This is a genomic window from Novosphingobium sp. ES2-1 (assembly GCF_015169775.1).
Lineage (GTDB): Bacteria > Pseudomonadota > Alphaproteobacteria > Sphingomonadales > Sphingomonadaceae > Novosphingobium > Novosphingobium subterraneum.
Genome location: NZ_CP063445.1, coordinates 1637561 through 1651591 on the forward strand (window position 1 = coordinate 1637561; position 14031 = coordinate 1651591).

Annotated in this window: 9 protein-coding genes; 1 reads left to right on the forward strand and 8 read right to left on the reverse strand. The window is 64.2% G+C overall.

Annotation, left to right across the window (positions count from 1 at the left end):
• Positions 1 to 18: 18 nt before the first annotated feature.
• From addA to ahcY, 7 genes are all read right to left on the reverse strand, one after another.
• Positions 19 to 3510, reverse strand: a complete 3492-nt coding sequence (gene addA, locus IM701_RS07990) for a double-strand break repair helicase AddA (protein ID WP_370584290.1) — start codon at positions 3508 to 3510, stop codon at positions 19 to 21.
• Positions 3507 to 6479, reverse strand: coding sequence for a double-strand break repair protein AddB (addB, locus tag IM701_RS07995; RefSeq protein ID WP_193826616.1), 2973 nt, complete (start codon positions 6477 to 6479; stop codon positions 3507 to 3509). The genes addA and addB overlap by 4 nt, the downstream gene beginning before the upstream one ends.
• Position 6480: 1 nt before the next feature.
• On the reverse strand, positions 6481 to 7203 hold the full coding sequence (locus IM701_RS08000) for a nucleotidyltransferase family protein (protein WP_193826617.1): 723 nt from the start codon (positions 7201 to 7203) through the stop codon (positions 6481 to 6483).
• A complete protein-coding gene (locus IM701_RS08005; RefSeq protein WP_193826618.1) occupies positions 7200 to 8183 on the reverse strand; it encodes an aminoglycoside phosphotransferase family protein in 984 nt (327 codons plus the stop codon). Before IM701_RS08005 ends, IM701_RS08000 begins: the two co-directional genes overlap by 4 nt.
• Positions 8174 to 8623, reverse strand: coding sequence for a tRNA (adenosine(37)-N6)-threonylcarbamoyltransferase complex ATPase subunit type 1 TsaE (tsaE, locus tag IM701_RS08010; protein WP_039332235.1), 450 nt, complete (start codon positions 8621 to 8623; stop codon positions 8174 to 8176). The genes IM701_RS08005 and tsaE overlap by 10 nt, the downstream gene beginning before the upstream one ends.
• Positions 8620 to 10968 (reverse strand): PAS domain-containing sensor histidine kinase, encoded by a 2349-nt coding sequence (locus tag IM701_RS08015; protein ID WP_193826619.1) that lies wholly within the window; start codon positions 10966 to 10968, stop codon positions 8620 to 8622. Before IM701_RS08015 ends, tsaE begins: the two co-directional genes overlap by 4 nt.
• Before the next feature lie 143 nt (positions 10969 to 11111).
• On the reverse strand, positions 11112 to 12521 hold the full coding sequence (gene ahcY, locus IM701_RS08020; RefSeq protein WP_193826620.1) for an adenosylhomocysteinase: 1410 nt from the start codon (positions 12519 to 12521) through the stop codon (positions 11112 to 11114).
• A gap of 231 nt (positions 12522 to 12752) precedes the next feature.
• Between ahcY and IM701_RS08025 the strand changes: the two genes are divergently transcribed.
• On the forward strand, positions 12753 to 13232 hold the full coding sequence (locus IM701_RS08025; protein ID WP_039332231.1) for a peroxiredoxin: 480 nt from the start codon (positions 12753 to 12755) through the stop codon (positions 13230 to 13232).
• 45 nt (positions 13233 to 13277) lie between these two features.
• Here the strand turns inward: IM701_RS08025 and IM701_RS08030 are convergent, their stop codons facing one another.
• A complete protein-coding gene (locus tag IM701_RS08030) occupies positions 13278 to 14024 on the reverse strand; it encodes a TorF family putative porin (protein ID WP_039332229.1) in 747 nt (248 codons plus the stop codon).
• Positions 14025 to 14031: the final 7 nt, after the last annotated feature.

The window sequence follows — 14031 nt, forward strand, 5'->3', positions numbered from 1 at the left end:
CGCGCGCGGTGCAACAGATCAGCCGGACAAGGATTCCTGAACCCCGGCAAGGCGCAGCTTTTGCGCTGCGATCAGGTCATCGGGAATAACGAACAATTGCGGCGTGTGGGTATAGAGCAGCGCAGCTTCAACCGGCAGGCCGGGGTGTATTGCTTCAAGCGCGGCAACATAGGCGGCCATCTGGCGGATGTAGGCCGCAGGAATCTCCTCGAGCGAGGCCGGAGGGCGGCGCGCTGTCTTGAAATCCACGATCCGTATGCCCTTGTCCGAGATGACAAGGCGGTCCACCGTGCCGCTCACGACGCGGCCTCCGACGACCGCTGCCAGCGGCACTTCAGCCAGGGAATCCGGGCCGAAGACGTCGTTCCAGCCCGGTTGGTCGATTACCGCTATGGCATCCGCCACCATGGCCACGTGGTCCGAATTGTCGAAATCGCTCGCCATCCGGGCAAGCCAGGCGAGACCAGCCTCCTGTCGCCGCTCGACCGGAAGTTCCGGAAGACGCTCGATAAGGCGATGCAGCAGCGTCCCGCGTCTTGCCGCCAGCATGGCATGAGGACCGGGCGGCGCTGGCGGATCCGGGGCCTCGTCCTCTCCCAGCGATGAAGGTGCAAGCGGGCGCGGCGGGCGAGGTTCGGGGCCGACTGCAGCGCGCAACACCTCCGGGACCTCAATCCGCGCAGAACGTCCGGATCGCTTGGCCGGCTGGCCTTTCAGGCTGGCAGGACCGCCGATCTGCTTGACCGCGCCCCAAAGCGGATCGCTGCGCCAATCGCCCTCGAACAGCGGCTCGAGTTGTGCGTACCAGCTGTCCTCGGGAAGGTCACCTGCCCCCTTCCTGCGCCTTTTGCCCTTCGCCCCTGCAATGAACAGGGCTTCCTCGGCACGCGTCATCGCCACATAGAGCAGACGCCAATGCTCCTCGCGCTCGGCGAGCTTGGCTTCTGCCTCCGCCTCGAGAACAGCGGGTGCCTTCTCCCCCTTTCGTAGCGACGGCAGGGGGACCTTGCGCACGGACCCCAGAACGTCTTCGACAAGCTCAAGACCGCGGGGTGGAGACAGGTCCGGATCATCCGCAGCATCGGCGAGGATCACGATCGGCGCCTGCAGCCCCTTCGATCCGTGCACGGTCATCACCCGCACCAGGCCATCAGCCTTGCCTGCCTCGCGCTTGAGCTCACCCTCCCCGGCGTCGAACCACTGCAGGAAGCCGATCAGGCTGGGCACATTGGCGCTGGAAAACGCGATCGCTGCGTTGAGCAGTTCGTCGATCGGATCGTTGGCCTCACGCCCAAGGCGTGCGACCAGTCTGCGACGGCCATCCCAAGGCCCCACTAGCAACCAATGCAGCAGCACTTGCGGCGGATCGAAATCGGCCCGGGCAAGCAGGCTGCGCAATTGCTCCATCGTTGCGAAAGTCGCAGGCCCCTCGTTCTGGCGCAGCCAGTCCCACAGCCGCACGCCCTGCCTGCGATAGCCGTGTTCGAGCAGGTCTTCCTGCGACCACCCGATCAGCGGAGAAACCAGCAACGCAGCCAGGTTCAGGTCATCCAGCGGTTGCGCGGCAAAGCGCAGCGCGGCCACCAGGTCCTTCACCGCAAGCGGAGCGCCAAGCCGCAGCCGGTCCACGCCCGCCACTGGCACGCCGCGCGCGTGCAGACGTGCCACGATCAGCCCCGCCAGTTCCTTGCGCTTGCGCACCAGGACCATGACGTCGCCCGCACCGGCATGGCGCTGAGCCTTGCCCAGTGGGAAGCCGCTGTCGATCCACGCCTTCACCTGCAGCGCGATCTGGTCCGCCAGCTTGCGATCAGGGCGCGAGAGCCAGCTTTCGGCGCCCTCGTCTCCCCCTCCCTGGTCGCCCCCGCCACCGTCATCCTCCTCGTCCGGCGCATCATCGCCGACGATCTTCCAGAGGCCGACCGTGCCGGGGATATCCAGACCGACATGGCGCTCGGGCTTGCGATCAAGGCCCAGCCGATCCCACCCCAGATGATCGATGGCACGGTCGACGAATTCGAGGATCGGCCTTGAGGTGCGAAACGATTGGCCCAGCCCGAGTTCGAGCAGCTTGCGGTCCGGGTCGGAGAGGATCTGCGCGACCTGATCGAGTTGCTCCCTGACCCGAAGGCTCGCCTGCGCGAAGTTCTCGGGACTCGTCCCCTGAAAACCGAAGATGGCCTGCTTGTAATCGCCCACCACGAACAGCGTGCGCACGGCAGGCCCACGCTGGCCTTCGCCGGTGAAGAAGTCGGACACCAGCCCTTCGAGCACGATCTCCCACTGCGAGGCATTTGTGTCCTGCGCTTCATCGACAAGGATGTGGTCGAAGCGGCGATCGAGCTTGAAGCGGATCCATTCGGCGCTGGTGCGCTTGGTCAGAAGGTCAGCGGCGGTGCGGATCTGGTCATCGAAATCGATGAAGCCCTCGCGCGCCTTGGCATCGCTCCAGGCCAGGGCAAAACGGCGACCGATGGTAAGCGCTGTCTCGAGCAGGTCGGCAAGATCAAGCTGTGCCTTGCGGGCCTTTACTGCCTCGACGCAGGCAATGACCCGCGCGGCACAGTCGGCATATCCGGGCTGCTTCTTTTCGATGTTCGTGGTCGACTTGGCTTCATCTTTGGCCGTGAGAAACTGGCTCTTCAGCGCGGCAAAGGTGTTCAGGCGCCCTTCCGGGCCCGCGGCGAGCCAGTCGCCAAGGGTGTTCGCGGTTTCGATACCACTCTTGGTGCCCCAGGCGCTGTTCATCTCCATGCAGCGCCGGACGGACTCGCAATCGAACCGATCATCGGCGCACATGGCGGCAAGGCTCTCCGGCCCGTCATCCTCGCCCAGCCCGATCACGCGGTTGATCCGCGGGCGCAGTGGCGGTTGCCATGCGCCCGGCCCTGTCCACAGATCCAGTGCACCGGCGCAACGCAGCAGAAAGGCTTCCACCTGATCCTCGCTCATCCGGCGCGAGAGCGAGGCAAGACCGTCGATCAATGCCTCGTCGCCCTCGATTTCGGCCGAAACCAGCAATTCGGCCAGCACTTGCCGAACCAGCAGTGCCCTGTCGCGGTCCTCCATGGCTCGGCTGCCCGGTCGCAATCCCGCCTCCACGGGAAAAGATGCAAGCAGCCACTGGCAGAAGGCGTGAATGGTCTCGATCCTGAGACCGCCGCCGGGGCAATCGAGCACGGCGGCAAAGCGGCTGCGCGCGCGGGCCACGGTTTCGGGTCCGAACGGCGCGCCAATCGCCTTCAACTGCGCGGCGAGCTCGATCTCGGGAAGACGCACCCAGCTGGCGAGAACCTCGTTGACGCGCGTCGCCATTTCGGCGGCACCCGCCTTGGTGAAAGTCAGGCAAAGGATCTGCTCGGGTTCGACACCCTCCTGCAGAAGCAGGCGCAGAACGCGCGCGGAAAGGACCTGCGTCTTGCCGGTCCCTGCGGACGCAGATAGCCAGACGGTGCGCTGCGGATGGACCGCATGCGCCTGATTGTCCCTGAGGGGATAGACCTTGCTCACTGGCCGCTTTCCTCTTCGCGACCCTGCCATTCGTCGAGACGCATCAGCTGGTCAAAATCACTGTAGCCCGGAAGATCGGGATTGAGCCGCGCCGTGAACGGCTCGCTGCCAAGCAACCAACGCGCAATCGCTTCACGCAGGAAACGCTCGGTTTCGGGCAGGAACTCTTCGAGCAACAGGCCGGTCTGCCGCGCCGTTTCCTTGACGGGAGATTTCATGTAGCCAAAGCCGCGATCCTTGTTCCGGCCAAGCGACCAGTACTCGAACTTCGTTGGCTCGCCCGAGACGTCTTCCATGCCACCGCCACGGGCGATCATGCCAATGAGGCCAAGCTGAAGGGCGTATCCTTGCGCGACCATCTTGCCCGATGGCGGCGTGCCGGTCTTGTAGTCGACTACGGCCAGCGTTCCGTCGGCCAGCCTGTCGATACGATCTGCACGGCCGTGAATGCGGATGCCGTCAACCATGATCTCGCCCTTGCGCTCGATCGCCAGAACGTCGCGGCCTTCGCCGGCAAGGCGGTCCGTTTCCTCCTCGATCCACAGCAAGGCATCGATCAGGCGCGGCTTCCACATCGCCCGCATGAAGGGGTGGGCGCTCATCTCGTCGAACATGCGTTCGGCAAGCGGCACGAGTTCGCCGGGACGGCCGCCGCCATCGTGCCATGCCTTCAGCACATCGTGAACTGCGGTGCCTTTCCAGGCAGGCGTCGGATCGGCATCGACCGGATCCAGGCTACGCAGACCAAGGATCGCCGAGGCATAGAACTGGTACGGATCGCCGCGCAGCCGGTCCAGTGCGGTAACCGCAATCGGAACGCGCCGCTGCTCCGCACTGGGCATGGGGTGCGGCCGGGGGTGAGGCTGCTCCGGTTCGGGATCGGCCAACGCTTGGGCAAGGCTGACCGCGCGCGTCTCGCGCCGAAGCTGCTCGCCAAGCATTGCGTGAATTCGCAGCAGGAAGCGCGAAGGAATGACCGGACCGGTTGCATCGCGGTGCGCATGGCTGAGCACGACTTCGGGCGCTCCCAATGCAGCAGCAAGGTCGTGTGCAGAAAGACCGATGCGGAAATCGGCGCCCGGGATGCCCAGAGCGCGGAGGATGGCAGGTGCCAGCAGCGGGTCAGTCGCCGGGCTGCCTGGCCAGGAGCCCTCGGTCAGGCCAGCGCAGATGACAAGATCGGCGCGGCTCATCCGCGCTTCGAGCAAGCCGTAGATCGCCAGACGCGGATGCCCCCCATAGGACGGGCGGACGGAGACTTCCTCCATGGCATCGCGCAACAGTGCCGGCAGTTCTTCGGGCGGCAAAAGGCCTGGATGCTCTGAAGCAGCTTCGCGCCAGGTCTCGATGAACTGCGCGAGACAGCGCCCATCGGCCTGCGCCCACAGCCCCTGCCCGCACAGCGCTTCTCCCACTTCGGACAGAGCTATCAGCGCCGCATCCAGCGACGCGTGGCCATCGAGCGACAGCAGCGGAAACAGCAGGTCCTCGACGACCGACCACCAGTCTGCAAGACCCGGATACCGCTTTTCATGTTCCTTCGCCTTGCTCCGGATGGCAGCCAGTCCGGGGCCGGGTCGGGGGCCACGCAGGGCCAGATCCAGCTGTCGCACCCGCTCGAGCCATTTCGCCCTGCCCTCGCCTGCGCAGACCAGCGGGTGGCCAAGCAAGGCAAGCAGCGGGACGGGTGCGGCCCGCTCGGCAACGACTTCGGCCAATTGAAGGATCACCCTGCCTGCCGCCGTCTGCGGCAATGGCCGGCCGGCCGTATCGTCCACGCCAATATTCCAGCGGCCAAGATGCGCCACGACCCGCGCCGCCAGACTGCGGTCCGTCGTGATCACCGCCACGCGGCGCTCTGGCTCGTCAAGAGCTTCGCGGACCAACACGGCAATGGCCTGCGCTTCTTCCTCCGGGTTGGCGCTCTCCATCATCCGAACGCCGGAAAGACGGCGCTCCCTCGCCTCGAGCGAAGCCCAAGCAGCACTGGCTTCCGGCGGCAGGAAGAGATTCGAGATTGCGCGGCTGCGTTCCGGCGGCGCAGGCGCAAGGCCAGAACGGTGCCACGGCTCAACCTCGCCTCGCCCGATCCCCATGCGGTTCAGCAGAAGCTTCAGGTGATACTGCGGATGCGTTACGACATCCCCGCGCTGAAATACCTTGCCGTCAGGTCCGCCTGCAGACCCGAGCGCGTCCCAGACCGATACATCCATCGCAAGATCAAGATCGGGCAGAATGACGCCGCCGTCCGGAAGATCCGCAATCACCCGAAGCAAATTCGCGACCGCAGGCGAGGCCGAGGTTACGCCCGCAGCGATCACGGGATGGGCAGGCGGGGTTTCCCTCCACACCTGCGCCGCGTGGGCCAAAAGCAGATTGCGTCGTTCGGGCGCATCGATCCTGCCCAGCCGCGCCAGTTCGTCCTTCCACTTGAAGAATACGGTGGCGAACAGCTTGGTGCTTTCCCGCCAGTGCTCCGACAGTTCCGACGAGAGGCCGAGGATGCCTTCGTCGAGCATGTCCTCGGGACTCACCCCTTCAACGAGGAGCCGGTCGATGCTTTGTGCCACGCTTCTGGCCTGTCGCAGCAAGGCAGCTTCACCGGGCGCTTCGTCGCCCAGTTCGTCGCGGATCAGCGCGGAGAGTTTGAGCAGCCGGTGTACTGGGTCCACGGCATCGGGAATCCCCGCCCCGGCACCGATCGGGTCAAGCAACGGTCCCAGCGTCTCGTCGAGGTCAAGGTCGCCCACTACCGCCATGCGCGGCAGCAACAGTCCCTGCCCGCTTATCCTCACGAAAGCTTCGGTGACCGTGCGGATTGCGCGTTGGCTTGGCAGCAGCAGCGTCAGGCGCGCGAGGCCAAACCGATCCTCGCGATAACGAGGGACCAGGCCGGCGACCAAGGCGTCGGCAAAACCCCTGTGCGCCGCGATGGACCAGACACGCGGACGGGTGGAAAACTCGGCCATGTCAGTCGCGCTTCAGCGCAGCCTCGGTTGGGGCGATCATCTGGGGTTCGCCCACTTCATACCACAGTCCCTGGTGGGACAATCCGTAAAGCCGCCCCTCTTCGATGGCCCGTTGCCACAGCACCATCGTTCCGAACGGACCTTCCGGCGCGTCACGGAGCAGGCGGTGCGAAACAATCTGGATGCCGCTGTAAATGAAAGGCGCCACACGACCGGTCCGACGGCGCGATATCCGGCCCAGGGCATCCATGTGGAAATCCCCCTTCCCGCGATAGTTGAACGCCCGCGCATGGGGCACGAGCAGCAGCAACGCATCCATCCTGTCGGCGTCCCAATGATCCGAAAGGTGGGCAAAGACGTTCCGCGGCCCGTCTAGCCAGATATTGTCGGAGTTGAGGCAGAAAAACGGATCGGTCCCCAGCAAGGGCAATGCCTTGACCATGCCCCCGCCGGTTTCCAGCAGCTGCGCCCGCTCGTCCGAAATGGAAATGGCCGGGCTTTTGCGTTGCGCCAGATACGCTTCCATCGCGTCGGCAAGATAATGGACGTTGACCACGGCCCGGGCCAGGCCGGCTTCCTCAAGCTTGTCCAGCGCATGGTCGATCAAGGGCTTGCCCGCCACCTGCACCAGAGGCTTTGGCCGCGTGGCCGTAAGCGGGCGCATTCTTTTGCCAAGGCCCGCCGAAAGAACCATGGCCACGTCGCTGACAAGAGGCTTGCTCATACCCTAAACGATCCGCCCATGCTGGCCCGCAGGTCTGCCGGAATATTGGCATCGAACCAGGCGGCAACCGGAGCCAGTGCCGGATGCGCGAGATCGCGTTCCAGCAGAGCCCAGACGCGAGGAATGTAGTCAAGGTAGCGCGGTTTGCCATCGCGCTTCCAAAGCCGCACGAAGATGCCGACGATCTTGGCATTCCTTTGCGCGCCAAGCCGGGCGTAATCCGCCAGGAAATCGTCGCCTTCGCCGGTCTTCTGCAGGTAATAGTCCAGCATGCTGGCTTCGAGTTCCGGCGAGACATCCCGGCGCGCATCCTGCAGCAGCGAGACCAGATCGTATGCCGAGTGGCCGTTCAGGGCATCCTGAAAGTCCAGCAGCCCCTGTCGATCCAGGCCGTTGAGCAGCATGATGTTCTCGGCGTGATAATCGCGCAGGACAGTGACCCCGGGGCGCTGACGCGGAAGAAGGTGCGACAGGACCTCTTCCCAGGCCGCGTTCCAGCCCCGCCCGTCGACATAGAGGGACTGGGTAGGCACGTACCACTCGATGAACAGGCGAGCCTCGCGCTGATACTCGGCCAGCGTATATCCCGTGAAAGGCCCCGCAGGCAGCTTGCGCAGCTGCAGCAGGGCGTCGATGGCATGCCGATAGACTTCTTCCTCATCCTGCGGCCAGGCATCGAGGTATTCGCGCATGCGCACGTCACCGAAATCCTCCAGCAGGACAAAGCCCTGCGCCGGATCCTCGGCAAGGACATGGGGCGCGCGCAGGCCATTCGCATCGAGCCACTTGGCAGCGCGAAGGAACGGCTCGGGATCCTCATTGGGCGGCGGCGCGTGCATCAGCATCGCATTGCCCGCTGATCGGCGAATACGAAAGTAACGACGGAACGATGCATCGCCCGGCAGTGGCTCGACAGTAGCGCCGATCCAGCCTGCCTTGTTCAGGAAGGCGTCGACGCCCGAAGGAATAGTCAGGTCCATGGTACTCGCTCTATCCAATCGCGCCCCGGCGTTACAATGGCCCGCCTGCCGTTTTCCGTGGATTCCAGCACGATCGAAAGGCATCCGGGCTCATGCGCGAAGCCCCCGGCATTTTCCGGCCATTCAGCGAGCAGCGCCGCGCCTTCGCGATAGTCATCCAGACCGATCTCTTCCGCCTCGGACGGATCGTCCAGGCGGTAGAAGTCTGCGTGGACCAGGGGCAGACGCACCGACGGCGGATCATAAAGCTCGATGATGGCAAAGCTGGGACTGGGCACTTCTCCGGCGTGTCCCAGTGCGGCAATGATGGATCGCGCCAAGGTTGTCTTTCCCGCGCCCAGGCCGCCAGAGAGGGCAATCACATCGCCCGGGCGCAGTTTCGCGGCGATCTCGCGGGCGAGAACAGCCGAACTGTCCAGGTCGGGCAACTCGAAGATCACGGCAGCACCACGATGGCGCTGGTGCCAAGGCCGGGCTCGGACACAAGCTCCAGTGTTCCGCCATGCGCTTCCACCAGTTGGCGAACCAGCGGCAGGCCGAGCCCCTGCCGGCGCTCCACCGCCTTGCCTTCGGCATCGAGCTTCAGCCCCTCAAGAGCGCGGGCAAGGACCGCAGGCTCCATGCCGCGGCCATTGTCGGACACGACCACCTGGAGCGGTCCCCCCTTGCTTCGGGAGGCAACGACAAGGATCCTGCCGCCCTCGGGTGTAGCGGCCACGGCATTGTCAACCAGTTGCCCAAAGGCCCGACGCAACCTGCGGGCATCGCCGATCACGGTTCCGGCGCTCTTGTCGCCGCGCAGATCGAGGGCAAGGCCAGCAGCCGTGATCCGCTCTCCACGTTCGTTGACAACTTCGGTCAGCAACGGGAATATCTCCACCGGCTCCTGTTCCAGCGGCAGCGTTCCGGCCTCGCTCTGCGAAAGGTCGAGCACGTTCTCGATCTGCTCCCCAAGCCGCGCGACCGAAGTGAGGATTGCCGAAACATATTCGTCCTGCTGGGGCGTCAGATCCCCGGCGATGCCACTTTGCAGAAGCTCGGCAAAGCCTCCGATCGAAGTGAGGGGCGTGCGGAATTCGTAGCTCATGTTCGCTATGAACCGCGTCTTCACCGCGTCGGCCTCGACCAGCGCCGCATTGCGTTCGAGCAGCGCCGCCTCGGCCTTCTGGCTGTCGGTGATGTCCAGGACCGTGAGCATCCCGTTCCCGTCCGGAAGCGGCACGCCAGCGAGGGCAAAATGGCGTCCATCCGCAAGCGTCAACCGGCCGGAACGCTGCTTGCGCTCCAGCGTCGCCGCCTGGATAACCTGCGCTATCGTGCCAATCTGCGCGGGACGTTTAAGTTGCGTTGCCAGCCTGTTAAGCAGAACGTCGACCCGCGGATGGGTGGTGAGAAACTCCTCCTCAAGCCCCCAATCTGCAGCAAACCTTCGGTTCCACAGCTGCAGCTTGCCGTCAGGTGCAAAAACGGCGAGCGATTCGAACAGATTGTCGAAAGTTGCCGTTCGCGTCCGCAGCAGGGTGTCCCGCGTCGCCGAGAGCTGCAGTTGTTCGGTTCGATCCTCGAAGATCATCAACAGCCCGCCATCCGGCATGGGCTGGCCGACCACGCGCAGATGGGTCCCTCCGGAAAGGTGCCAGGATTCCTCGATTGGCACGCGGGCGAGGAACCAGGCCTGCCTTTCGCGGCGCCACTCGGGGAAATCGCGGACTTCCGGCAACCTGCCCGCATCTCGCATCCGGTCAATGACCCGGTCGAACGGCGGTGTATCCACCACCCAGGCCTTGGGCACACCGAATATGCGCAGGAAAGGCTGGTTTGCGAAGACCAGGTTTCGCTTCTCGTCAAACTGGGCAATGCCCGCCGAGAGCGTATCGAGCATTTCGCGCTGCGCTTCGCGGAAGCGGCGGAACTGGCGGATCAGCTCCTCCATTTCCTCGATGTCGACGACGTATCCGGCGATCCCGTCCTCGCCCAACGGCAGGTCCGTGACGCGCACCGCGCGGCGCTGCCCCTTGATCGTTGCCAGCAGCGAACGCTCGATCGGCACCTTGCGAGACTGCGCCTGGCGGGCAACCTGGGATGCGGAGAGACCATCCACCGGTTCGATCAGTTCGATGCCCTGAGCGATAACCACATCGGCGCTCGCAGCACCAACGGCTTTCACATAGGCGCTGTTGACAAGACGCAGGCGCAGGTCCGGCCCGCGAAACCACATCGGCAAGGGAGCCGCCTCGATCAGGCCCGAAAGGCCGGCAAAATCCGCCCGTGCCGCAGTCGTCTCGCTTCGTAACCGGACCAGCTCTTCCTGGCTTTCCGAGAAGTCGAAAAACCAGACCAAGGCTGCACCACCCGGAGAGATCTGGGGGTCGGCCAGGTGTCCCTGGGCCGAAAGGCTGCGTTTGCCATCCTTGGGCGTGAGCGCCAGCCTGAAGGACGCGCCGGTCTTTTGCGCCTTTCGCACAGCGTCGCTCAATTGCGAAAGCTGCACCTCGTCAAAGCCTGCACCTTCTGCGTCCAGTTCGGTCAGGTAGCCGGGCATCGTCTCGAAGCCGAACCATCCGGCAAGCCGCGCAGGGCCTTCAATCCTGCCATCGGCGCGCACCAGCAATGGCAGGGCGGGCGATTCATCGACCATCCTCGCCAATCGGCGCGCCTGGCGATGCACCGCCTCGCCCTTGCGCGCGCGCGCTCGTGCAACAAGCACCAGCCAGCCTGCCCCTGCGGTCCAGGCGGCAAGCAGCAATCCGATCAACACCATGATGGTCTGGTTGAGCAGCGGCATCGTCCTCTCGCTAGGGCCTGCCCCCAAGAATTACAATCCGGCGCTCTACAATACTGATCGATCCGGTATAACTCATTCCGAGAACCGAAAGGGCGGCGTGGTTTCCCGCGCCGCCCTCTGGTGTTCTGGCTGCTATCGCACGATCAGTAGCGATAGTGGTCCGGCTTGAACGGCCCAGCTTCCGGCACGCCGATGTAATCAGCCTGCTTCTTGCTGAGCTTGGTCAGCTGCACGCCGAGCTTCTCGAGGTGCAGCGCCGCAACCTTCTCGTCGAGGTGCTTGGGCAGCACGTAGACTTCGTTCTTGTAGTTCTCGGCCTTGGTGAAAAGCTCGATCTGGGCCAGCGTCTGGTTGGTGAAGCTGGCGCTCATCACGAAGCTCGGGTGGCCGGTGGCGCAGCCCAGGTTCACCAGGCGACCCTTGGCAAGGATGATGATCTGCTTGCCATCGGGGAATTCGACGAGGTCGGTGCCCGGCTTCACTTCGGTCCAGTTGTAGTTGTCGAGCGCAGCGATCTGAATCTCGCTGTCGAAGTGGCCGATGTTGCAGACGATGGACATCGGCTTCATCGCCTTCATGTGCTCGGCGGTGATTACGTCCTCGTTGCCGGTCGCGGTCACGAAGATGTCGCAGCGCTTGACCGCTTCTTCCATGGTGACAACTTCATAGCCTTCCATCGCCGCCTGCAGTGCGCAGATCGGATCGACTTCGGTGACCATCACGCGAGCGCCGCCCTGGCGCAGCGATGCGGCCGAGCCCTTGCCGACGTCGCCGAAGCCGGCAACGCAGGCGACCTTGCCGGCCAGCATCACGTCGGTGGCGCGACGGATCGCGTCGACCAGCGATTCCTTGCAGCCATACAGGTTGTCGAACTTCGACTTGGTGACGCTGTCGTTCACGTTGATCGCCGGGAAGGGCAGCTTGCCGTCCTTGGCGATCTGATACAGGCGGTGGACGCCCGTGGTCGTCTCTTCCGAAACGCCCTTGATGTTCTTGACCGACTGCGTGAGGTAGCCGGGCTTCTTCTTGAGGAAAGCGTTGAGCGCGCGGACGAACTCGATTTCCTCGGCATTCGAAGGCTCGAACAGCTTCTCGCCAGCTTCCACGCGCGCGCCCCACAGAGCGAACATGGTGGCATCGCCGCCATCGTCGAGGATCATGTTGGCGGTCTGGTCGTCACCCCAGTCGAAGATCGAACCGACATAGTCCCAGTATTCCGCAAGGGTTTCACCCTTGATCGCGAAGACCGGGATGCCGGCAGCGGCGATGGCAGCGGCGGCGTGGTCCTGCGTGGAGAAGATATTGCAGGTGGCCCAGCGCACTTCGGCACCCAGCGCAACCAGCGTCTCGATCAGCACGGCAGTCTGGATCGTCATGTGCAGCGATCCGGTGATGCGCGCGCCCTTGAGCGGCTGCGATGCGCCGAATTCCTCGCGCAGGGCCATCAGGCCGGGCATTTCGGTTTCGGCGATCTTGATTTCGGCGCGACCGAAGTCGGCAAGGCCGATATCGGCGATCACGTAGTCGTTCTTGGCGTCAAGCACGCTGGCCACGAAGCTTTCTCCTGAAAAATCATCTGCGCGGCAGACCAAGGTACCGGCGCGCTCCTGCAGGGCCCATAGCGTGCCCGCCCCCACTCTGCAAACTTAATATAAAGATGTCTTTATATCGCTATTCGGGATTACCGCACTGCCGGACTGTTGCAGACCACCGCAGCGCGCCTATATCCAACCCGCCATACTCGTCCGGGCCCCCTCGCCCGGCGCAACGAAAGGAAGATGGGGATGACAATCGCTGTTGGAGACAAGCTGCCCGACGTCAAGATCGTCAAGGCGACTGCCGAAGGTCCGGAAGCCGTGCAGTCAGCCGATTACTTCAAGGGCAAGCGCGTGGCGCTGTTCTCCGTCCCCGGTGCCTTCACCCCGACCTGCTCGGCCAAGCACCTCCCCGGCTACGTGGAAAAGGCCGCCGATCTGAAGGCGAAGGGCATCGACGAGATCGCCTGCACCGCCGTCAACGATCCCTTCGTGATGAAGGCCTGGGGCGCCGCTTCGGGATCGAGCGACGTGACCATGCTGGCAGACGGCAACGGTGACCTCGCCGAAGCGCTCGGCCTTACCATGGACGGTTCGGGCTTCGGCCTCGGCAAGCGCGGCCAGCGTTTCTCGATGGTCGTCAACGATGGCGTCGTCGAGCAGCTGTTCGTCGAAGCTCCGGGCGACTTCAAGGTCAGCTCCGCCGAGCACATGATCGAGAACATCTGATCTATCAAAAGGCCCCCGGAAGCGGGGGCCTTTTTCCTTGAGCACTCAGAACGAAAGCCGGACCCTCCCCAGCACCCGGTCACCGGCGTGCTTGAGATCGGCAAAGGGCGAAACCGAGACACCCGAAGTGTCGATGTCGGTGCCAGCGTAGTCGAGCCCGATCGTGAACGGAAACTGGTTGTATTCCACGCCCAGCCTCCAGTCTGCATAGTCCCCGGCCGGACGCAGCCTTGCCGAGCGAAGATCCTTCGTGTCCCCCGTGGTGTATCCCACTGATGCGGAAAGACTGATCGGCAGCGCCGGCACGCCGAAGTTCGCTGACCCTCTCAGATAGAGATTGTCCCCGCCGATCGCGTCCTGTTTCGGCGCATAGAACGCATCGGCCCGCACTTGCAGCGGTCCGATCGAATAACGCGCACCAAGGCCCACTTCCCCGTAGTCGGCGCCGATATCCGCGCCGCCGAAGAAATGCCCGATAGCTTCCGTCCGCAGGGTGATCGCCCCGGCTTCCCAATCCTTGCCGATAGCCACGTCGCCTACGACATCGGCATTGGCATGACGGTCAGACTTGCGCAGCGCCGCCATGCGCACCGAGGCATCGAGCCCGGCAAAGCCGACGCTGGCATCAGCCGAGGCGGAGATTTCTCCGTCACTCCAGCTGAGCCCGCGCCGGACTTCGTCCGTAGTTGCCTCCACGCCCACGTCCACCGATTGAGCCAGCGCTTGCGGCGCCTGCACCGAAGCGATCACGCCAAGAACTGCCAGGCCATTCAGAGTGTGGATGCGGGTCATGTACTCA